Source organism: Candidatus Streptomyces philanthi (assembly GCF_059553635.1).
The window spans coordinates 1-20,690 of the sequence record NZ_JCANQV010000038.1 but is presented as its reverse complement, the minus strand read 5'-3'; the positions used below and the strand labels follow the sequence as shown (position 1 = coordinate 20,690).

At 72.5% G+C, this 20,690-nt stretch carries 16 protein-coding genes; 10 read left to right on the top strand and 6 right to left on the bottom strand.

Features of this window, described 5'->3' with window-relative positions:
* Positions 1 to 32: 32 nt before the first annotated feature.
* The 3 genes from tatA (at position 33) to AC51EU_RS07430 (ending at position 4,363) form a co-directional block, all read left to right on the top strand.
* Positions 33 to 314 (top strand): Sec-independent protein translocase subunit TatA, encoded by a 282-nt coding sequence (gene tatA, locus AC51EU_RS07440; RefSeq protein ID WP_496265876.1) that lies wholly within the window; start codon positions 33 to 35, stop codon positions 312 to 314.
* A 130-nt stretch (positions 315 to 444) separates the two neighbouring features.
* Complete coding sequence (tatC, locus tag AC51EU_RS07435) at positions 445 to 1,356, top strand: twin-arginine translocase subunit TatC (protein WP_496265888.1); 912 nt, start codon at positions 445 to 447, stop codon at positions 1,354 to 1,356.
* 190 nt (positions 1,357 to 1,546) lie between these two features.
* Complete coding sequence (locus AC51EU_RS07430) at positions 1,547 to 4,363, top strand: DEAD/DEAH box helicase (RefSeq protein ID WP_496265875.1); 2,817 nt, start codon at positions 1,547 to 1,549, stop codon at positions 4,361 to 4,363.
* Between the two features lie 48 nt (positions 4,364 to 4,411).
* Here the strand turns inward: AC51EU_RS07430 and AC51EU_RS07425 are convergent, their stop codons facing one another.
* The 3 genes from AC51EU_RS07425 to AC51EU_RS07415 all read right to left on the bottom strand — a co-directional run bounded on the left by AC51EU_RS07425 (position 4,412) and on the right by AC51EU_RS07415 (position 7,685).
* Positions 4,412 to 5,518 (bottom strand): LLM class flavin-dependent oxidoreductase, encoded by a 1,107-nt coding sequence (locus AC51EU_RS07425; RefSeq protein ID WP_496265874.1) that lies wholly within the window; start codon positions 5,516 to 5,518, stop codon positions 4,412 to 4,414.
* A gap of 348 nt (positions 5,519 to 5,866) precedes the next feature.
* Entirely contained in the window at positions 5,867 to 6,691 is an 825-nt protein-coding gene (locus tag AC51EU_RS07420) for a siderophore-interacting protein (protein ID WP_496265887.1), read from the bottom strand.
* Positions 6,692 to 6,776: 85 nt separating this feature from the next.
* A complete protein-coding gene (locus AC51EU_RS07415) occupies positions 6,777 to 7,685 on the bottom strand; it encodes a 5'-3' exonuclease (RefSeq protein ID WP_496265886.1) in 909 nt (302 codons plus the stop codon).
* A 227-nt stretch (positions 7,686 to 7,912) separates the two neighbouring features.
* Here AC51EU_RS07415 and AC51EU_RS07410 point away from each other — a divergent pair, with 227 nt between their 5' ends.
* From AC51EU_RS07410 to AC51EU_RS07400, 3 genes are all read left to right on the top strand, one after another.
* Positions 7,913 to 9,082 carry a quaternary amine ABC transporter ATP-binding protein gene (locus AC51EU_RS07410; protein WP_496265873.1) on the top strand — a complete coding sequence of 390 codons (1,170 nt, stop codon included), beginning with the start codon at positions 7,913 to 7,915 and terminating at the stop codon, positions 9,080 to 9,082.
* A complete protein-coding gene (locus AC51EU_RS07405) occupies positions 9,075 to 11,687 on the top strand; it encodes an ABC transporter permease/substrate binding protein (RefSeq protein WP_496265872.1) in 2,613 nt (870 codons plus the stop codon). Before AC51EU_RS07410 ends, AC51EU_RS07405 begins: the two co-directional genes overlap by 8 nt.
* Positions 11,688 to 11,776: 89 nt before the next feature.
* Positions 11,777 to 12,523 (top strand): helical backbone metal receptor, encoded by a 747-nt coding sequence (locus tag AC51EU_RS07400; RefSeq protein ID WP_496265871.1) that lies wholly within the window; start codon positions 11,777 to 11,779, stop codon positions 12,521 to 12,523.
* Between the two features lie 21 nt (positions 12,524 to 12,544).
* Here the strand turns inward: AC51EU_RS07400 and AC51EU_RS07395 are convergent, their stop codons facing one another.
* The 3 genes from AC51EU_RS07395 to AC51EU_RS07385 form a co-directional block, all read right to left on the bottom strand.
* Entirely contained in the window at positions 12,545 to 13,258 is a 714-nt protein-coding gene (locus AC51EU_RS07395; protein WP_496265870.1) for a gamma-glutamyl-gamma-aminobutyrate hydrolase family protein, read from the bottom strand.
* 23 nt (positions 13,259 to 13,281) lie between these two features.
* Positions 13,282 to 14,751 carry an ethanolamine permease gene (gene eat / locus AC51EU_RS07390; RefSeq protein ID WP_496265869.1) on the bottom strand — a complete coding sequence of 490 codons (1,470 nt, stop codon included), beginning with the start codon at positions 14,749 to 14,751 and terminating at the stop codon, positions 13,282 to 13,284.
* A gap of 133 nt (positions 14,752 to 14,884) precedes the next feature.
* Positions 14,885 to 15,610, bottom strand: a complete 726-nt coding sequence (locus AC51EU_RS07385; protein WP_496265868.1) for a FadR/GntR family transcriptional regulator — start codon at positions 15,608 to 15,610, stop codon at positions 14,885 to 14,887.
* 73 nt (positions 15,611 to 15,683) lie between these two features.
* Between AC51EU_RS07385 and AC51EU_RS07380 the strand changes: the two genes are divergently transcribed.
* The 4 genes from AC51EU_RS07380 to AC51EU_RS07365 all read left to right on the top strand — a co-directional run bounded on the left by AC51EU_RS07380 (position 15,684) and on the right by AC51EU_RS07365 (position 20,663).
* Positions 15,684 to 17,051, top strand: a complete 1,368-nt coding sequence (locus AC51EU_RS07380; RefSeq protein ID WP_496265867.1) for a glutamine synthetase family protein — start codon at positions 15,684 to 15,686, stop codon at positions 17,049 to 17,051.
* Positions 17,052 to 17,061: 10 nt separating this feature from the next.
* Entirely contained in the window at positions 17,062 to 18,429 is a 1,368-nt protein-coding gene (locus tag AC51EU_RS07375) for an aldehyde dehydrogenase family protein (protein WP_496265866.1), read from the top strand.
* On the top strand, positions 18,430 to 19,215 hold the full coding sequence (locus AC51EU_RS07370) for a 3-oxoacyl-ACP reductase (protein ID WP_496265865.1): 786 nt from the start codon (positions 18,430 to 18,432) through the stop codon (positions 19,213 to 19,215).
* A 155-nt stretch (positions 19,216 to 19,370) separates the two neighbouring features.
* Positions 19,371 to 20,663, top strand: a complete 1,293-nt coding sequence (locus tag AC51EU_RS07365; RefSeq protein ID WP_496265864.1) for an HAD family hydrolase — start codon at positions 19,371 to 19,373, stop codon at positions 20,661 to 20,663.
* Positions 20,664 to 20,690 lie beyond the last annotated feature (27 nt).

Sequence of the window (20,690 nt, the reverse complement as noted above, 5' to 3'; positions counted from 1 at the left end):
CCCCAACCGCCTCGGTGAGAAGGTAAACGCTTATGTTCGGCAGAATCGGTGCTCCCGAGATCATTCTCATTCTCGTCGTCGTCTTCCTGCTGTTCGGCGCCAAGAAGCTTCCCGACATGGCCCGCTCGCTCGGCAAGTCCGCCCGCATCCTCAAGAGCGAGGCGAAGGCGATGAAGTCGGAGGGGGGCCAGCAGCAGACGGCGCCCGCCGACCCGCCGAACCCCGACGCCCACGTCCGCACCATCAAGGCGGCGCCCGGTGATGTGAGCGCCTCGCGTCCGGTGACCGAGAACGACCACACCGCACAGCGCTGACCGAAGAGCGCCCGGGGCAGCGGCCGGGCCGCTGCCCGCCGCATGAGCCGCCGCCTGTCGCACGAGATGAGGACGTGGGTTGCCCGAGTCTGCCTCCAAGAAGAAAAAGGTGAAGGACCCCGAGGGGCGGATGCCTCTCGTGGAGCACCTGCGTGAGCTCCGCAACCGGCTCGCGAAGGGCATGCTCGCCGTCGTCCTCGCCACGATCGCCGCGGCCTTCTTCTACGAAGCGATCGTCAACTTCTTCACCAAGCCGGTGCTCCATTCCGTCGGCTGCGACGCGCTCTTCACCGAGCTCGCCAAGAAGGACAAGGGCGCACAGTGCGCCAAGATCGTGATGATGGACCTCCTCAGCCCCTTCACCCTGGTGCTGAAGGTCTCCCTCGTCTCCGGTCTCGTCCTGTCGTCGCCGGCCTGGCTCTACCAGCTGTGGGCCTTCCTCGCCCCCGGCCTGCACCGCAACGAGAAGAAGTACACGCTGAGCTTCGTCGCGGCGGGCTTCCCGCTGTTCGCGGCCGGCGGCTACTTCGCCTACCGGGTGCTGCCCACCACGGCGGAGGTCCTCATCGGCTTCACGCCGGCCGGCGTCGAGAACCTGCTCACGCTGGACAAACTGCTCGACCTGGTCGCGCGCATGGTCGTGGTGTTCGGCCTCTCCTTCGAGCTGCCGCTGGTGCTGGTGATGCTGAACTTCGCCGGGATCATCAGCGCCCGCCGCATGCTGGGCTGGTGGCGGGGGATGGTGATGGCCATCACCGTCTTCTCCGCGATCGCGACACCGAGCACCGACCCGCTGACCATGCTCATCCTGGCCTTCCCGATCGTCCTGCTGTACTTCGGCGCGGTCGGGATCGCCCTGGCCAACGACGCGCGGCGACGGCGGCGGCAGGAGGAGGGCCCGGCCGACGACGAGGCGTCCGAGCTCGACCTGACCCCCACGGACATCGGTGAGATCGAGTCGGTGTCCGCGCCGAAGGCGCTGCCGGAACAGAAGCGCGGGGACGACGACACCCGGCGCGGCGGCTTCGACGACGTCACCTGACGGACGTGACGGGCCGGCGCCGCCGAACCGGCCGGCCCGTGTGACGCCGAGGATCATGGAGAAGGGGGAGGCCCCGCGGGGTCTCCCCCTTCTCCATGGGCGCATCCGGTCGCGCAGGCCCCGGGGACGACCGGGAGCGGCGGGGAAGATCCGGTCGCTGTCGGAGGGGGCCGGTAGGCTCGTAAGCACGATGACCGAGGACATGTCCCCCGCCGAGCGCTACGCCGCCGCCAAGCAGCGCGCGGCCGAGCAGGCCACCGCACTCGCCCCCTTCCGGGAGATGTACGACTTCGCGCTGGACCCGTTCCAGATCGAGGCGTGCCAGGCCCTGGAGGCCGGCAAGGGCGTACTGGTCGCCGCTCCCACCGGATCCGGCAAGACGATCGTCGGCGAATTCGCCGTCCACCTGGCCCTGTCCCAGGGCCGCAAATGCTTCTACACCACGCCCATCAAGGCGCTGTCCAACCAGAAGTACCAGGACCTGGTGCGCCGTTACGGGGCCGAGAAGGTCGGCCTGCTGACCGGCGACAACAGCGTCAACGCCGAGGCCCCGGTGATCGTGATGACCACCGAGGTGCTGCGCAACATGCTCTACGCGGGCTCGCACGCGCTGATAGGCCTCGGCTATGTGGTGATGGACGAGGTGCACTACCTCTCCGACCGCTTCCGGGGCGCGGTCTGGGAAGAGGTGATCATCCACCTCCCGGACTCCGTCACCCTGGTGTCGCTGTCGGCGACGGTCTCCAACGCCGAGGAGTTCGGCGACTGGCTGGACACCGTCCGCGGCGACACCGCAGTGATCGTCTCCGAGCACCGTCCCGTACCGCTGTGGCAGCACGTCCTGGCCGGCCGGCGGATGTACGACCTCTTCGAGGAGCGGGACGCCGGCCGCGGCGGACGCCGCGAGGTCAACCCCGACCTGGAGCGGCTGGCGCGGATGGAGAACAGCCGGCCGACGTTCGGCCGGGACAAGCGGCGCGGCCGCACGATGCGCGAGGCCGACCGCGAGCGGGAGCGGCGTCAGCGCAGCCGGATCTGGACCCCGGGCCGGCCCGAGGTGATCGACCGCCTCGACAACGCGGGCCTGCTGCCCGCGATCACCTTCATCTTCAGCCGCGCCGGCTGCGAGGCCGCCGTCCAGCAGTGCCTGTACTCGGGGCTGCGGCTGAACGACGCGGAGGGCCGCGAGAAGGTGCGCCGGATCGTCGAGGCGCGCACGGCCGGCATCCCCGACGAAGACCTGCACGTCCTCGGCTACTTCGAGTGGCTGGAGGGACTGGAGCGCGGCATCGCGGCCCATCACGCGGGCATGCTGCCGACCTTCAAGGAGGTCGTCGAGGAACTCTTCGTCAAGGGCCTGGTCAAGGCGGTCTTCGCCACCGAGACGCTGGCGCTGGGCATCAACATGCCCGCGCGGTCGGTCGTCCTGGAGAAGCTCGTCAAGTGGAACGGCGAGCAGCACGCCGACATCACCCCCGGCGAGTACACCCAGCTCACCGGCCGGGCCGGACGCCGCGGCATCGATGTCGAGGGCCACGCGGTGGTGCTCTGGCAGCGCGGCATGGACCCGGGCGCGCTGGCCGGCCTCGCCGGGACGCGGACGTACCCGCTGCGCTCGTCCTTCAAGCCGTCGTACAACATGGCGGTCAACCTCGTCTCCCAGTTCGGCAGGCACCGCTCCCGGGAACTGCTGGAGATGTCCTTCGCCCAGTTCCAGGCCGACAGGTCGGTGGTCGGGATCTCGCGGCAGGTGCAGAAGAACGAGGGCGGCCTGGAGGGCTACCGCGCCTCGATGACCTGCCACCTCGGCGACTTCGAGGAGTACGCGCGGCTGCGGCGCGACCTCAAGGACCGCGAGACGGAACTCGCCAAGCAGGGCGCGGCGCAGCGCCGGGCCGAGGCCGCCGCCGCGCTGGAGAGGCTCCGGCCCGGCGACATCATCCATGTGCCGACCGGCAAGTACGCGGGGCTCGCCCTGGTGCTGGACCCGGGCATGCCGTCCGGGCGGACCGACCGGCACCGCGGCATCGAGGCGCAGGACGGCCCCCGGCCGCTGGTGCTGACCGCCGAGCGGCAGGTCAAGCGGCTGGCGTCGATGGACTTCCCGGTGCCGGTGGAGCCGCTGGAGCGGATGCGCGTCCCGAAGTCCTTCAACGCCCGCAGCCCGCAGTCCCGCCGCGACCTGGCGTCCGCGCTGCGGACGAAGGCCGGGCACCTCGTCCCGTCCCGCCGCCGCAAGCAGCGTTCCGCTGCGGTCGACGACCGGGACATCGCCCGGCTGCGGGCCGCGATCCGCGCGCACCCCTGCCACGGCTGCGACGAGCGCGAGGACCACGCCCGCTGGGCCGAGCGGTACCACCGGCTGCTGCGCGACACCCGCCAGCTGGAGCGCCGTATCGAGGGGCGTACGAACACCATCGCCCGCACCTTCGACCGTATCTGCGCGCTCCTGACCGAACTGGACTACCTCGAAGGGGACACGGTCACCGAGGAGGGCCGCAGGCTGGCCCGGCTCTACGGCGAACTGGACCTGCTGGCCAGCGAGTGCCTGCGGGACGGCATCTGGGAGGGGCTGGGCGCCGCGGAGCTCGCGGCCTGTGTGTCCGCGCTGGTCTACGAGGCACGCCAGACCGACGACGCGGTGGCGCCGAAGCTGCCGGCCGGGCCGGCCCGGGACGCCCTCGCCGACATGGTGCGCATCTGGGGGCGGTTGGACGCCCTGGAGGAGAGCCACCGCATCCACCAGGCGGAGGGCGTCGGCCAGCGCGAACCCGACCTCGGCTTCGCCTGGGCCGCCTACCGCTGGGCGTCCGGCGCGGGCCTGGACGAGGTGCTGGCGGATTCGGAGATGCCGGCCGGTGACTTCGTCCGCTGGTGCAAGCAGCTGATCGACATCCTCGGCCAGATCGCGGTGGCGGCCCCGCCCGGCGGCACGGTCGCGAAGGCGGCCCGCAAGGCCGTGGACGGCGTACGACGCGGCGTCGTCGCGTACTCGTCGGTGGGCTGACCGCGTGTCACGGTGCCCCGTCCCGGGAAGGGGCGGGGCACCGGTCCCTCAGGGCGCCACGGTGACGTGCCCGGCCGTGCGCCGCGCGTCGCGCGCGGCGACCTCCGCGCGCACGAGCGGGATGACATGGCGGCCGAAGTCGACCGCGTCGTCGAGCAGGTCGTAGCCGCGGGCGGAGAAGACGCGGACGCCCAGGTCGTAGTAGTCGAGCAGGGCGCGGGCGACGGTCTCCGGCGTACCGACCAGGGCGGTGGAGTTCCCGGCGCCGCCGGTCGCGGCGGCGGGCGGCGTCCACAGCGCCCGGTCGTGCAGCTCCCCCTCCGCGGCGATGTCGAGCAGCCGCTGCGAGCCGGTGTTCTCCGGGGGTCGGCGGCCGGGCGGCCCGGCGGAGCGCAGGCGGCGGATGCGTTCCAGGGTGCGGTGGGCCTTCTCCCAGGCCCGTTCCTCGGTGGGGGCGATGACCGGCCGGAACGCGACCTGGATCGCGGGCGCGCCGGAGCGGCCGGCCGCCCGTGCCGCCGCGTGGACGGAGGCGATCTGCTCGGCGGTCCGCGCCAGGGGCTCGCCCCACAGGCAGTAGATGTCCGCCTCGGCGCCGCCCGCCGCGTAGGCCGCCGGTGACGAGCCGCCGAACGACACCTTCGGGCAGGGCCGCTGGACGGGGAAGGTGTCCGAAACGAAGTCGTGGAAGCGGTAGTGGGCGCCCTCGTGGTCGAACGGGACGCGGCTGGTCCAGACCCTCCTGACGATCCGGATGTACTCGCGGGTGCGCGCGTAGCGGGCGTCCTTGCCGAGGGTGTCGCCCTCGCGGCGCTGTTCGTGGTCGTTGCCGCCGGTGATGAAGTGCACCGTCAGCCGCCCGTCGCTGATCCGGTCCAGGGTCGCGAAGCCCTTGGCGGCGTAGGTGGGGAACGAGACGTTGGGGCGGTGGGCGACCAGCAGCTGAAGCGTTTCCGTGCGGGCGGCGATGTACGCGGCGGCCAGCGACGGGTCGGGGGAGCCGGAGCCGTAGGCGAACAGGACACGGTCCCAGCCGTTGTCCTCGTGGGCCCGGGCGAGGCGGAGGGCGTAGTCCTTGTCGAAGGACGCCCCGGAGCGGGGGATCACCTCGGAACCGTCGTGGGTGGCGGCGATGCCCAGGAATTCGACAGGCATGGGTGCGGCCTCGTCTTCTCGTCGTCGAGCGGGCGTACGGCGGCGCGTACGGAAGGGCTGAGGAGAATTCAGCGACGACAGCGGGCCGACCCGGACCGCACACGAACGCGGTCCCTGCGGAGGCGGGCGGCCGGGTGTCGTTGAGGACGCATGGCGACAGTGGTACATGCCCCGGAATCGTCCGTCAACCGCGCTCATCACCACGGCCGAAAAGGGTGACCTGGCGTCATGTGACGGACGGGAGGGAGCGGATTCCGGGGCGGGGAGGTGGCCGGAAACAGACCCGGGGCGGGGCGTGTGCGGAGTGACCGCCGTGCCCGCGGCCCGGCGCTCACCCCGCCCCGCGGGTCAGGAGGCGGCGGCCGGTGAGACGGTCTCCTGCTCGGCCTCGACCTGCTGGTTCCACTCGCGCTTGGACGCCTGCCAGCCGTCCTCGTCGTGGCCCCGGCGCCAGTAGCCGGAGATGGACAGCGCCTCGCGCGGCACCTCGCGCTCGACGCGCAGCAGCCGCCGCAGCTCCTTGACGAAGCCCGCCTCGCCGTGCACGAACGCCTGCGCCCGGCCGCCGGGGAACTCCAGGCCGCGCACCGCGGCGACCAGCTCACGGCCGACGGGGGCGCCGCCGCGGTAGAGCCAGGTGATCCGGGCACCGTCGGGGGCCGTCAGCTCCTGGCGGTCCTCGGGGCCCGCCACCTCGATGAACGCGTGCACCGGCACGCCCGCGGGCATCCGCTCCAGCGAGGCCGCGATGGCCGGCAGCGCGCTCTCGTCGCCCGCGAGCAGGTGCCAGTCGGCGTCGTCCCGCGGGACGTAGGCGCCGCCCGGCCCCAGGAAGCGGATCGTTTCACCGGGCCGTACGGCGCCCGCCCACGGGCCGGCCAGGCCCTCGTCGCCGTGCACCACGAAGTCCACGGTCAGCTCGCGTGCCGCGGCGTCCCAGGCGCGCACGGTGTACGTCCGGGTCCGGGGCCACTTCTCGCGCGGCATCTCGGCGCGGATCTGCGCGATGTCGAACGGCTCGGGGTAGGCGACGCCGGGCACCGGGAAGAGCAGCTTGACGTAGTGGTCGGTGAAGGCGCCCGCGTCGAAGGCCGCGAGTCCGGCGCCGCCCAGCACCACCCGCATCATGTGCGGGGTGATGCGCTCGGTGCGCAGGACCTCGGCGTGGTGCATGGCGGGCTTCTTGCGGACGGGTCGGTCTGCTGTCACGGCGGTCTCCCCTGACGCGTGAACGGTTAGGTTTACCTAACCTAACAGCTCACCTCCCCAATGTGTCGACCAGCCGTTCCAGTGAACCGCCCAGACCCCAGCGCGCGGCCAGCGCCGCCAGCGCCCCCGGATCGGCGGGCGCGGAGGGCAGCGCCCGCTCCAGCGGCGGCACGGGGACGTCGTCGGCCACCCGGACGACCTTGGGGGCGACCGCGAGGTACGCCCGCGCCTCGGTGATCCGGCGGCGCTGCGCCGGCGTCATCGCCGAGGCCGGGTCGTCGGCCGCCGCCTGGATGCCGGCGAGGTCGCCGTAGGAGGCCAGCAGCTTGGCGGCGGTCTTCTCGCCGATGCCCGGCACGCCCGGCAGCCCGTCGCTCGGGTCGCCGCGCAGCAGCGCCAGATCGGCGTACCCGGGACCGTCCACGCCGTACTTCTCGCGCAGCAGCGCCTCGTCCGTCACCTGGAGGGTGCCCACGCCCTTGACCGGGTACAGCACGCGGACGCCGCGCCGGTCGTCGACGAGCTGGAAGAGGTCACGGTCGCCGGTGACGATGTCGACCGGCCCCTCAGCGCGTCCGGTCAGGGTGCCGATGACGTCGTCGGCCTCGTATCCGGCCACTCCGGCGCGGGCGATGCCGAGCGCGTCGAGGACCTGCTCGATCACCGGGACCTGCGGGGAGAGGGTGTCGGGGACCTCCTCCACGTCCGGCGACCCCCCGGGCGTCTCCTCGGCGACCCGGTGCGCCTTGTAGGAGGGGATCAGCTCGACGCGCCAGCCGGGGCGCCAGTCGGCGTCCATGCAGGCGACCAGGTCGTCGGGGTGGTGGTCCTGGACGAGGCGGGCGATGAAGTCCAGCAGCCCGCGCACCGCGTTCACCGGGGTCCCGTCGGGGGCCCGCACCGTGTCGGGGACGCCGAAGTAGGCGCGGAAGTAGAGCGAGGCGGTGTCGAGGAGCATCAGGCGTCGAGTCACACCCCGCATGATGCCGCATGGCTCAAACACGCCCTCGATGTGAGGTGGGTCACCGAAAGGTTTGCGCCTTTCGAGCCCGGGCAGGCGCGCAGACGGAGCGGAACCGGTCGGTTTTCGCATTTCCACTGGTAAAGGCGGGCCGATCCCGCCCCGCTCCACGACCTGTCTACGGGGGTGGCAGGTCGTTTTCTCGTGCAACAAGAGAGGTGTATGTGGCCAGGCTGCAAGCCGAACACGTCTACAAGGTGTTCGGAAGACGACCCGAGGAAGGGGTGCGCAGGCTTGAGGCCGGCGCGACCCGGGACGAGCTGCGCGCCGAGGGCACGACCGCCGCGGTGATCGACGCGTCGATCGAGGTCGACGAGGGCCAGATCTTCGTCGTCATGGGCCTGTCCGGGTCCGGCAAGTCCACCCTGCTGCGGACCCTCAACGGTCTGCTGGAGCCGACCTCGGGAACCGTCAGCTTCGACGGCCAGGACCTGACCTCGCTCAGCCCCAAGGACCTCCGCAGGGTCCGCTCCGAGAAGATCTCCATGGTCTTCCAGCACTTCGCGCTGTTCCCGCACCGCAGCGTGCTGGAGAACGCCGCCTACGGGCTGGAGGTCCAGGGCGTCGCGCGCCCCGAGCGGGAGAAGCGCGCCACCGAGGCGCTGGAGCTCGCCGGCCTCAAGGGCTGGGAGAAGTCCTGGCCCGACGAGCTGTCCGGCGGTATGCAGCAGCGCGTCGGCCTGGCCCGCGCCCTGGCCACCGACGCCGACCTGCTGCTGATGGACGAGTCCTTCAGCGCGCTGGACCCGCTGATCCGCCGCGACATGCAGGACCAGCTCCTGGAGCTCCAGAAGACGCTGAAGAAGACCATCGTCTTCATCACCCACGACCTCAACGAGGCGATGCGCCTCGGCGACAAGATCGCCGTGATGCGCGACGGCCGTATCGTCCAGACCGGCAGCGCCGAGGACATTCTCGTCACCCCGGCCAACGACTACGTCGCCTCCTTCATCCAGGACGTCGACCGCACCCGGGTGCTCACCGCCGGTGCCGTGATGACCGGCACGGACACCGTGCTGGGCACCACCACCCCCGAGGGCACCGAGCTGACCTGCGCCGACGACGTGCTGGCCGCGGCCCCGGCCACGGTCGGCGCCCAGACCCCGGTCGCCGAACTGTTCGCCCCCTGCTCCACCACCGGCGCCCCCGTCGCGGTGACCGACGCGTCCGGCGCGCTCGTCGGCGTCGTCCGCCCCGACCGGCTGCTCGCCGCGCTCGGCGACCCCGCGCCGCGCGAGAGCGCCCCGGCGCCCGTGCCCGCCACCCGGCTCCAGAAGGCCAAGGCCGCCGTCCGGCGCGCCACGGCCAAGGGCAAGGTGAACGCGAGTGCCTAGGATCCAGATAGGCGGCTGGGCGGACAGCGCCGTCGAGTGGCTGCGCGCCAACCTCACCTGGCTCTTCGACGCCATCACCACCGTCCTCAACGGCCTGTACACGGCCATCCACACGGTGCTCGCGGCCCCCCAGCCGCTGCTCCTCGCCGGCATCCTCGCGGTGCTCGCCTGGTGGCTGCGCGGACTGCCGGCCGCCGTGTTCACCTTCCTCGGCTTCGCGTTGATCGACTCGATCGAGCAGTGGGGCCCGACGGTCGAATCGCTGTCGCTGGTGCTGGTGGCCTGCCTGATCACCGTGGTGGTCGCGGTGCCGCTGGGCATCTGGGCGGCCCGCAGCCGCGCGGTCGGCGGGGTGCTGCGCCCGGTCCTGGACCTGATGCAGACGATGCCCGCGATGGTCTACCTCATCCCCGGCATCCTCTTCTTCGGCCTCGGTGTGGTCCCCGGCATCGTCGCCACGATCGTCTTCTCCATGCCGCCCGCCGTCCGGATGACCGAACTCGGCATCCGGCAGGTCGACGGGGAGCTGGTCGAGGCGGCCGAGGCGTTCGGCACGCACCCGCGGCGCACCCTCTTCCGGGTGCAGCTGCCCCTCGCCCTACCGACGATCATGGCCGGTATCAACCAGGTCATCATGCTGGCGCTGTCCATGGTCGTCATCGCCGGCATGGTCGGCGGCGGCGGTCTGGGCGCCTCCGTCTACAACGCGATCAGCTCCGTCGACGTGGCGCTCGGCGCCGAGGCGGGCCTCGCCGTCGTCATCCTCGCCATGTACCTGGACCGGATGACCGGCGCCCTCAACCAGCGCGTCTCGCCGCTCGGCCGCCGCGCGCTGGCCAAGGCGCAGGCCGCGCTGGGCGGGATGAAGTTCCTGTACTGGAAGCCCGCCACCTCCGTCGCCATGGTCGGGGTCGTCGTCCTCGCCCTGATCGCCGGCGGCCTCAACATCGCCGGCAAGAAGGACGACGGCGCCAAGGACACCGCAGCGGGCGGCAACGGCCGCGCGATCAGCCTGGGCTACGTCAACTGGGACGAGGGCAAGGCCACCACGTACCTGTGGAAGGAGATCCTGGAGCAGCGCGGCTACAAGCCGAAGGCCCAGGCCCTGGAGGCCGGTCCGCTCTTCGCCGGGCAGGCCCGCGGTGATGTCGACGTCCAGACCAACGCCTGGCTGCCGACGACCCACGAGACGTACTGGCAGAAGTACAAGGACAAGCTGGAGGACCTCGGCGCCTGGTACGACAAGACCTCGCTGGAGATCGCGGTCCCGTCGTACATGAAGGACGTCAGGACGCTCGACGACCTCAAGGGCAAGGCGGACGAGTTCGGCGGCCGGATCACCGGCATCGAGCCGGGCGCCGGCGAGATGAAGATCCTCAAGGACAAGGTCCTCAAGGAGTACGGCCTGGACGGCGAGTACAAGGTCCTGGAGTCCAGCACCTCGTCCATGCTGAGCGAGCTGGACCGCTCGATCCGCGCCAAGAAGCCGATCGCCGTCACCCTGTGGTCCCCGCACTGGGCCTACGACAAGTACGACCTCACCAAGCTCAAGGACCCCAAGGGCGCCTTCGGCTCCGGTGACAGCCTGCACCTGCTGGGCCGCAAGGGCTTCTCCAAGGACGAGCCGCAGGTCGCCTCCTGGATGCGCAACTTCCACCTGGACGAGGACCAGCTCACCAGCCTGGAGAACGCCGTCACCAGCGCGGGCGAGGGCCACGAGCAGGAGGGCGTGCGCGCCTGGCTCAAGAAGAACCCGGGCCTCGTCGACAAGCTCGCCCCGGCCGGCGGCGGCTCCCAGGCCAAGGGCCGCGACGCCGGCAAGGCGCCGGTGATCGGCTACCCCGCGTGGGACGAGGGCATCGCCACCACCTACCTGTGGAAGAACGTCCTGGAGCAGCGCGGCTACAAGCCCCGCATCCGCAACCTCGACGTCGGCCCGATGTGGACCGGCCTGTCGACCGGCCAGATCGACGTCGACCTCGACGGCTGGCTGCCGGTCGCCCAGAAGCAGTACTGGGACCGCTACGAGAAGGACCTCGTCGACGTCGGCGCCTGGTACGACCAGACGTCGCTGGAGATCGCGGTGCCGTCCTACGTCAAGGACGTCAAGACCCTCGACGACCTGCGCAAGCGCAAGGACGAGTTCCACGGCAAGATCATCGGCATCGAGCCGGGCACCGGCCTGATGAAGCGCCTCAAGAGCACCGTCGTCCCCGAGTACGGCCTGGAGGACTTCGAGATCACCGAGGCCGGCACCAGCGCCATGCTCGCCGAGCTGGACCGGGCGATCGCCAAGAAGGAACCCATCGCGGTCACCCTGTGGTCCCCGCACTGGGCCTACGACAAGTACGACCTCACCAAGCTCAAGGACCCCAAGGGCACCTGGGGCGACAACAACCAGATCAAGACGATCGGCCACAAGAGCTTCCCCGAGAAGTTCCCCGAGTTCCACGGCTGGCTGAAGAACTGGAAGATGACGCCCGAGGAGCTCAGCAGCCTGGAGAACGCCATCCAGAAGGCCGGCAAGGGCCGTGAGGACCAGGGCGTCCGCCAGTGGATCGACGACCACCCCGGCATCGTCGACAAGATGGCGCCCGTGAAGTAACCGGCGCACACCGTACGCGACGGGCCCCGCCCCTCGGCCTCCCCGGCCGGGGCGGGGCCCGCCGCCGTTCCGGCGCGTACCGTGGGGCCATGGCCCGTCACGGAATCCCGCACACGGTCTCCCGCGTGGTGTCCCTGGTGCCGTCCCTCACCGAGGCCGTCGCGGTCAGCGCGCCCGGCCTCCTCGTCGGCGCCACCGACTGGTGCAGCCACCCCGCCGGCCTCGACGTCGTCCGCGTCGGCGGCACCAAGAACCCGGACACCGGCCGTATCGCCGCCCTCGCCCCCGATCTGGTGATCGCCAACGAGGAGGAGAACCGCCCCCAGGACCTCGCCGCGCTCCGCGCCGCCGGGCTCGATGTCCTGGTCACCGAGGTCCGCACCCTGGAGCAGGCGTTCACGCAGCTGCACCGCGTCCTCGTCACCGGCTGCGGGCTGCCCCGCCCCGCCTGGCTCGACGCCGCCGAGGACGCCTGGCGCCGGCTGCCGCCCCCCTCCGCGCCGCGCCACGCCGTCGTCCCCGTCTGGCGCCGCCCCTGGATGGTGCTGGGACGCGACACCTTCGCCGGGGACCTCCTCGCCCGGCTCGGCGTCCGCCACTCCTACGCCGGCCACCCCGACCGCTATCCGCGCATCCCGCTGGACGCGCTGAACGCGGCCGGCGCCGATCTCGTCGTGCTGCCCGACGAGCCCTACCGCTTCACCGCGGACGACGGGCCCGAGGCGTTCCCCGGTCTGCCGGCCGCGCTGGTCAGCGGACGCCATCTCACCTGGTACGGGCCGTCGCTGACCGAGGCGCCGCGGATGCTGCGCGAGGCGCTGGACGCCGCCCGCTGACCGCGCGGCGCCCCGCGCCCGTCAGGCCCCGGCCCGTCCGCGCGCCGCGGCCACCAGCGCCTCCATCAGCCGGGTGTCCATCAGCCGCGGGTCCTGCGCGGCCTCGGGATGCCACTGCACCGCCAGGGTGAACGCCCGGGCGCCCGGCAGCTCCAGCGCCTCGACGGCGCCGTCCTCCGCGTGGGCGGACGCCACCAGCCCCTCACCGAGCCGGTCCGCCCCCTGGTGGTGGAACGTGTGCACGTCCACCGGACCGGGGAGGACGGACGCCAGCAGGGTGCCCGGCACCGGCTCGACCACATGCCGGGAGAAGACACCGGGCGGACCGGCGTGCCCGTCCATGTGCTGGACGAGGGTGCCGCCCAGCGCCACGTTGAGCAGCTGCATCCCCCGGCAGATGCCCAGCAGCGGCACGCCCCGCTCCAGCGCCGCGCCGATCAGGGCGAGTTCCCAGGTGTCGCGGGCCCGGGCCGGCGGCCCGGTCCTGGGGTGCGGCGCGGCGCCGTAGCGGGCCGGTTCCACGTCGGCGCCGCCGGAGACCACCAGGGCGTCCAGACGGCCGACGGCGGCCCCGGCCGCCTCGGGCGTGTCCGGCGGCAGCAGCACGGCGAGCCCGCCCGCGTGCTGGACCAGCCGGTGGTAGCCGGCCGGCAGGACCGCGGCGGGCAGCGTCCACGCGCCCCACCGCGTCTCGTCCTCCAGATAGGTGCTGATGCCGATGAGCGGCCGGGACATCGGGTCCTCCCTGCTACGAGCGGTCAGTCGCGGGTGAGTTCGGCCTCGGCGGCGGCCAGCGCGGCGAACTCCTCCTCGGGAGCCGACGCCACCAGCCGGTGCCGGGAACAACAGGCGAAGTAGAGCAGTGCCACCCCGTACACGCCGAGCGCGATCAGCGCGGCGTCCGTGTCGACGAGGAACGTCGCCACCAGCGCCGCACAGGCCAGGACCAGCGCGACGGACGAGGTCAGCATGCCGCCGGGGGTGCGGTAGGGGCGGTGCAGCCCCGGCTCGCGGCGGCGCAGCACCAGGTGCGACAGCGCCATCAGCGCGTACGAGATCGTCGCGCCGAACACCGCGACGTTCAGCATCCGGGCGCCGTCCCCGGTCGCCGCGGCGAGGGCGAAGCCGAGCGCGGCGGGCACCAGCAGCGCGAGATAGGGGGCCTTGCGACGGTTGGTGAGGGAGAGGAAGCGGGGGAGGTAGCCGGCCCGGGAGAGTGCGAACAACTGCCGGGACCCGGCGAAGACCAGGGAGAAGAACGACGCCACCAGGCCCGCGAGTCCCGCGTAGTTGACGATCCGTGAGGCGGTCGTCGGCCCGCCGCGCGGTTGCAGCGCCCGCACCAGCGGATCGCCCGCGGACTGGATCGCGGCCGGTCCCCGTGCCCCGGTCGCCGCCGTGAACGTCACCAGGGCGAGCACCAGCAGGATGCCCATCGCCGCCGCCATCGCCCTCGGCAGCGTCCGCGCCGGGTCGCGGGCCTCCTCGGCGGCCAGCGGCACCCCCTCCACACCGAGGAAGAACCACATGCCGAACGGGAACGCCGCCCAGATCCCCAGCAGCCCGAACGGCAGCCACGGACCCGCCCCGAACGCCCCGGGGCTGACAGGGATGTCGCCGAGGGCGTCCGCGTGGAAGTCGCCGAACGCGGCGACGGCGAAGACCAGCAGCGCGGCGACCGCCACGGCGGTGACGACCAGGCTGAACCGCAGCGCCTCGCCCACGCCCCACAGATGGATGCCGGTGAACAGCACGAAGCAGGCGAGTGGGACGGGCCAGCCGGCGTGCAGCCCGAACAGGCCGAGGGAGGCGACGTAGTCACCGATGAACAGGGAGATCGCGGCGGGCGCCAGGACGTACTCGACCAGGACCGCGGTACCGGTGAGGAAACCGCCCCAGGTGCCCAGCGCGCGGCGGGCGAAGCCGTAGCCGCCGCCGGCCGTGGGCAGGACCGACGCCAGCTCCGCCAGGGAGAAGACCAGACAGGTGTACATCAGGCCCATGAGGACGGCGGCGATCGCCAGGCCGCCGAAGCCGCCGTGGGCGAGGCCGTTGTTCCAGCCGGAGAAGTCGCCGGAGACGACATAGGCGACGCCGAGGCCGGTCAGCAGCACCGGGCCCGCGCTGCCCCGGCGCAGGGTCCGCCGCGCCAGATAGGCGTCCCGGGGCGGCGCGCCGCCGGGGGAGGGGGCGGCCGGTGTGCCACCGGGTTCCGTGCTGTCGGCCATGCGCCGCTCCTGCCTCGCCGGAAGTCGAGCAAAGGTATGGCCGCACACCTTTGCGGTACCGGTGGGCGCGGCGCAAGACCCGTGCGGGAAAAGAGCGGACGGGACACCTCCCGGTGACGCCGGGCCGGGACCGTCAGACGGGACCCAGGAACCCGCGCAGCAGCGCCGCCGTCCCCCGGCAGTGCTCGCGCATCACCGTGCGCGCCCCCTCCTCGTCCCCCTCCAGCACCGCCTCCACCAGCGCGATGTGCTGGCACTGCGCGTGCTCCAGGTTCCGCACCAGCAGCGGTATGCAGTCCAGCAGATCGTTCACCCGCGCCCGCACCGCCGCGTACCGGGCCGCGAGCGACGGCGAACCGGACAGCTCCGCCAGAGTGAGATGCAGCAGCGTGTCGTTCCTGCGGTAGTCGGCGGGCGGCGCGTCACGGGTCGCGGCGAGCGCGGCGCGCAGCCGCCCGGCCCCCTCCTCGTCCAGCCCCTGCCCGGCGCACAGCCCGGCCGCCCCCACCTCCAGCACCTCCCGGAAGCGCAGCACGTCCTCCACGTCCGTCCCGCCCACCCGGCGGCGCAGCTCCGCCTCGCCCTGCCGCTCCGTACGGGCCCGCACGAACGTGCCCCCGTAGCGGCCGCGCCGGCTCTCCACCAGCCCCTCGTCCTGGAGGACCCTCAGCACCTCGCGCAGCGTCACCCGGCTGATCCGCAGCCGCTCCGCCAACTCCCGCTCCGCCGGGAGCCGTCCGCCCGCGGGCACCAGGCCCAGCCGGACGACCTGGAGTATCTGCTCCAGCGCCTCCTCGAAACCGTTGCCCGCCCGTACCGGCCGCAGCACCGCCGCCAGCCGGTCCGCCCCGCCGTCCATCTCCACCTCTTCCCAAGCAATGGTCGTGACGCATACCTTATGGCCTCCGGACGCGGCGACAGGAGGCCCCACCGTGGCAGACCGCACGCCCCCGCTCTCCCTCGGGGAACTGGAGGAACGCGTCGGCGACGGCACGATCGACACCGTCGTCCTCGCCTTCACCGACATGCAGGGCAGGCTCCAGGGCAAGCGCTTCGCCGCCCGCCACTTCCTCGGCACCGTCCTCGAACACGGCACGGAGGGCTGCAACTACCTCCTCGCCGTCGACATCGACCTCAACACCGTCGACGGCTACGCCATGGCCTCCTGGGAACGCGGCTACGGCGACTTCGTCATGCGCCCCGACCCCGCCACCCTCCGCCTCACCCCCTGGAACCCCGGCACCGCCCTGGTCACCGCCGACCTCGCCTGGCAGGACGGCACCCCGGTGGCCGCCTCCCCCCGCCAGATCCTGCGCCGCCAGCTCGACCGCCTCGCCGAGCGCGGCTGGCACGCCTTCGTCGGCACCGAGCTGGAGTTCCTGCTCTTCCAGGACACCTACGAGGACGCCTGGTCACGCGGCTACCGCGGACTGCGCCCCGCCAACCAGTACAACGCCGACTACTCCGTCCTCGCCACCGGCCGCGTCGAGCCGCTGCTGCGCCGCATCCGCAACGAGATGGGCGCGGCCGGGATGGCCGTCGAGTCCGCCAAGGGCGAGTGCAATCTCGGCCAGCACGAGATCGTCTTCGTCTACGACGACGCGCTGACCACCTGCGACCAGCACGCGCTCTACAAGACCGGCGCCAAGGAGATCGCCGCCCAGGAGGGCATGGCGCTCACCTTCATGGCGAAGTACGACGAACGCGAGGGCAACTCCTGCCACATCCACCTCTCCCTCCGGGACGAGGCCGGCACCCCCGTCCTCGCCGACGACAACGGCCCCCACGGCATGTCGCCGCTGATGCGGCACTTCCTCGCCGGGCAGCTCGCCGCGCTGCGCGAACTCACCCTCCTCTACGCCCCCAACATCAACTCCTACAAGCGGTTCCGCCCCGGCTCGTTCGCCCCCACCGCCGTCGCCTGGGGACCCGACAACCGCACCTGCGCCCTGCGCGTCCTCGGCCGCGGACGCGCCCACCGCCTGGAGAACCGGCTGCCCGGCGGCGACGTCAACCCCTACCTCGCCGTCGCCGGAATGATCGCCGCCGGACTCCACGGCATCGAACACGAGCTGGAACTCCCCGAGCCGTGCACCGGCAACGCCTACACCGCCGGCGCCGCACACGTCCCCGCCACCCTCCGCGAGGCCGCGGACCTGTGGGAGCACAGCACCGTCGCCCGCGCCGCCTTCGGCGACGACATCGTCGACCACTACCGCCACATGGCCCGCGTCGAACAGGACGCCCACGACACCGCCGTCACGGACTGGGAGCGCTTCCGCTCCTTCGAGCGCATGTGAGGAACCACCCGTGCTCCACGAGCTGACCATCGTCAACCCCGCCACCGAGGAACCGGTGGCCACCGTCCCCACCACCTCCCCCGAAGAGGTCGACGCCGCCGTCCGCCGGGCCGCCGCCGCACAGGAGACCTGGGCCGCCGTCGCCCCCGCCGACCGCGCCCGCCTGCTGCGCCGCTTCGCCGACGTCGTCGACGGCCATCTCGGCTCCCTCGCCCGCCTGGAGGTGCTGGAGGCCGGCCACCCGATCGGCAACGCGGAGTGGGAGGCGGGCAACGTCCGTGACCTGCTGCACTACGCCGCCGGGGGAGTCGAACGACTGACCGGGCAGCAGATCCCCGTCCAGGGCGGCCTCGACGTCACCTTCCACGAACCGTTCGGTGTCGTCGCCGTCATCGCCCCCTGGAACTTCCCCATGCCGATCGCCGCCTGGGGCACCGCCCCCGCCCTCGCGGCCGGCAACGCCGTCCTCCTCAAACCCGCCGAGACCACCCCCCTCACCGCCCTCCGGCTCGCCCGCCACGCCCTGGACGCCGGACTGCCCGAGGGCCTCTTCCAGGTCCTGCCCGGCGAGGGCCCCGTCACCGGCGCCGCCCTCGTCGACCACCCCGGCGTCGCCAAGGTCGTCTTCACCGGCTCCACCGCCACCGGTCGGCACATCGCCGCCCGCTGTGCCGCGCACACCAAACGCCTCACCCTCGAACTCGGTGGCAAGAGCCCCAACATCGTCTTCGCCGACGCCGACATCGAGGCCGCCGCGGCCGCCGCGCCCGCCTCCTTCCTCGACAACACCGGCCAGGACTGCTGCGCCCGCAGCCGCATCCTCGTCCAGCGCACCGTCCACGACCGCTTCATGGAGCTGCTGGAACCCGCCGTCAAGGCCGTCCGGGCCGGCGATCCCGCCGACCCCGCCACCGCCATGGGCCCGCTGATCTCCGCCGCCCAGCGCGAACGCGTACGGTCCTACGTCCCGGAGGACGCCCCCGCCGCCGTCCGCGGCGACGTCCCCACCGGCAAGGGCTTCTGGTACCCGGCCACCGTCCTCCACGGCAGGCCCGGCGACCGGACGGCCGTCGAGGAGATCTTCGGGCCCGTCGCCGTCGTCCTGCCCTTCGACGACGAGGCCGACGCGATCCGCCTCGCCAACGCCACCGACTACGGCCTCGCCGGCTCCCTGTGGACCCGCGACGTCGGGCGCGCGCTGCGCGTCGCGCGCGCCGTCGCGGCCGGCAACCTCTCCGTCAACTCCCACTCCGCCGTGCGCTACTGGACCCCCTTCGGCGGGTTCAAGCACTCCGGACTGGGCCGGGAACTCGGCCCCGGCGCCCTGACCGCCTTCACCGAGACCAAGAACGTCTTCATCAGCACCGAGGAGCGCTGAATGACCGACCAGAGCCCCGTCTGCCGCCGTCTCGCCGGCCGCACCGCCGTGATCACCGGAGCCGGCAGCGGCATCGGCCTCGCCGCCGCCCGCCGCCTCGCCTCCGAGGGCGCCCGCGTCGTGTGCGCCGACATCGACGAGACGGCCGGGAAGGCCGCGGCCGACGCGACCGGCGGCCTCTTCGTCCGCGCCGACGTCACCGACGAGGACCAGGTCGAGGCGCTGTTCCGGGCCGCCCAGGAGACCTACGGCTCGGTCGACGTCGCCTTCAACAACGCCGGCATCTCCCCGCCCGAGGACGACTCCATCCTCACCACCGGGCTCGACGCCTGGAAGCGCGTCCAGGAGGTCAACCTCACCTCCGTCTACCTGTGCTGCCGGGCCGCACTGCCCCACATGCGGCGCCAGAAACGCGGCTCCATCATCAACACCGCCTCCTTCGTCGCCGTGATGGGCGCCGCCACCTCCCAGATCAGCTACACCGCCTCCAAGGGCGGCGTGCTGTCCATGTCCCGCGAACTGGGCGTGCAGTTCGCCCGCGAGGGCATCCGCGTCAACGCGCTCTGCCCCGGGCCGGTCAACACGCCCCTGCTCAAGGAGCTGTTCGCCAAGGACCCCGAGCGCGCCCGGCGCCGTCTGGTGCACGTCCCCGCCGGACGGTTCGCCGAGCCCGAGGAGATTGCCGCCGCGGTGGCCTTCCTCGCCAGCGACGACTCCTCCTTCGTCAACGCCGCCGAATTCCTCGTCGACGGCGGTATCGCCGGGGCGTACGTCACGCCCCTGTGACCGGTGCCGCCGCCCCGGACGGCCGGCGCGGCACCACGGCCTGACCGGATGTCACACCCGGAGCTACCCACGGGTATCGTCCCTTCGTCCCACCGGGACCGGCGCCTTCGCGTGCCGGTCCCGCGGCATTTCCACCCCACCACCACGGAGGACACATGCGTACCCGGTCCGCCCTCGCCCTCGGCCTCGCCGCGGCCGCCACCGTCGCGGCCCTCGCGTCCACCACCCCCGCCACGGCCGCGGGCCCCGCACACCGGCCGGACCGGGACCGCTGCCCCCGGCTCTCGTCCGACCTGCCCTGGTACGGCGACAACCGCGCCAAGCTCCAGAAGATGATCGACGAACGCGGCCTGTGCGGCACCCCGCACCCCGGCCCCGAGGGCCGGCCCGTCGCCGCCTTCGACTGGGACAACACCGTCGTCAAGAACGACATCACCGACGCCACGCTCGCCTGGGCGCTCCAGCACGACAAGATCCTTCGGCCCAAGAGCTGGAAGGACACCAGCCCCTGGCTCACCGACGCCGCCGACCGGACCCTCACCAGAGCCTGCGGCACCACCGTCCCCGCCGGCCGTCCCCTGCCCACCTCCCGCAACACCGCCTGCACCGACGAGATCATGGAGATCCGCGGTGAGGGCAGGACCATGGACGGCACCGCCGCCTTCGCCGGCGACTGGAACCACCGCCGCACGGTGCCCCAGTACGCCTGGGTGCCCCAGCTGTTCGCCGGACTGACCCCCGGCCAGCTGTCCTCCTACGCCCGCAAGGCCCGCGCCGAGAACCTCGCCGCCCCCGTCGGCAGCACCCGCACCGTCGGCACCCACAAGATCGCCGGCTACATCCGCTACTACGACCAGCAGAAGGACCTCATCCGCACCCTCAAGGCGGCCGGTTTCGACGTCTACATCGTCTCGGCCTCCTCGGAGACCGTCGCCGAGGCGTGGTCGGGCGGCGTCGGCGTGGACCGCGCCCACACCCTCGGCATCCGCAGCATTCTGGAGAAGGGGAAGATCACCACCGGCATCCGCGGCTGCGGCGACGTCCGCGACGGCCACGGCGCGGTCATCCCCTACGTCGACGGCAAGCGCTGCTGGATCAACCAGGAGATCTTCAAGATCAAGGGCGCCGAGGCATGGCGCAAGCAGGACCCGGCGCACCGCATCGCCCTCGGCGGCGGCGACGCCGACACCGACGTCACCTTCGTCAACGACGCCACCGGCGCCCACCTGGCCATCAACCGCAACAAGAGCGAACTGATGTGCCGTGGCTACGACAACGCCGACGGGCGCTGGGTCGTCAACCCGATGTTCATCGACCCGCTGCCCCGCAAGTCCGGTACGTACCCCTGCGCCACCAAGGGCTACACCAACACCGACGGCACCCCCGGCCCCGTCCGCCGTCCCGACGGCACCGTCGTACCCGACCAGCGCGACCTGATCCACGGCTGACGCCGCCCGCGGGCCGCGCCCCCTCAG

Coding starts and splice junctions, on each gene's coding strand:
- tatA (WP_496265876.1), top strand. CDS start 33: ATGTTCGGCAGAATCGGTGCTCCCGAGATCATTCTCATTCTCGTCGTC.
- tatC (WP_496265888.1), top strand. CDS start 445: ATGCCTCTCGTGGAGCACCTGCGTGAGCTCCGCAACCGGCTCGCGAAG.
- AC51EU_RS07430 (WP_496265875.1), top strand. CDS start 1,547: ATGACCGAGGACATGTCCCCCGCCGAGCGCTACGCCGCCGCCAAGCAG.
- AC51EU_RS07425 (WP_496265874.1), bottom strand. CDS start 5,518: ATGCCTGTCGAATTCCTGGGCATCGCCGCCACCCACGACGGTTCCGAG.
- AC51EU_RS07420 (WP_496265887.1), bottom strand. CDS start 6,691: ATGCACCACGCCGAGGTCCTGCGCACCGAGCGCATCACCCCGCACATG.
- AC51EU_RS07415 (WP_496265886.1), bottom strand. CDS start 7,685: ATGCTCCTCGACACCGCCTCGCTCTACTTCCGCGCCTACTTCGGCGTC.
- AC51EU_RS07400 (WP_496265871.1), top strand. CDS start 11,777: ATGGCCCGTCACGGAATCCCGCACACGGTCTCCCGCGTGGTGTCCCTG.
- AC51EU_RS07395 (WP_496265870.1), bottom strand. CDS start 13,258: ATGTCCCGGCCGCTCATCGGCATCAGCACCTATCTGGAGGACGAGACG.
- eat (WP_496265869.1), bottom strand. CDS start 14,751: ATGGCCGACAGCACGGAACCCGGTGGCACACCGGCCGCCCCCTCCCCC.
- AC51EU_RS07385 (WP_496265868.1), bottom strand. CDS start 15,610: ATGGACGGCGGGGCGGACCGGCTGGCGGCGGTGCTGCGGCCGGTACGG.
- AC51EU_RS07370 (WP_496265865.1), top strand. CDS start 18,430: ATGACCGACCAGAGCCCCGTCTGCCGCCGTCTCGCCGGCCGCACCGCC.
- AC51EU_RS07365 (WP_496265864.1), top strand. CDS start 19,371: ATGCGTACCCGGTCCGCCCTCGCCCTCGGCCTCGCCGCGGCCGCCACC.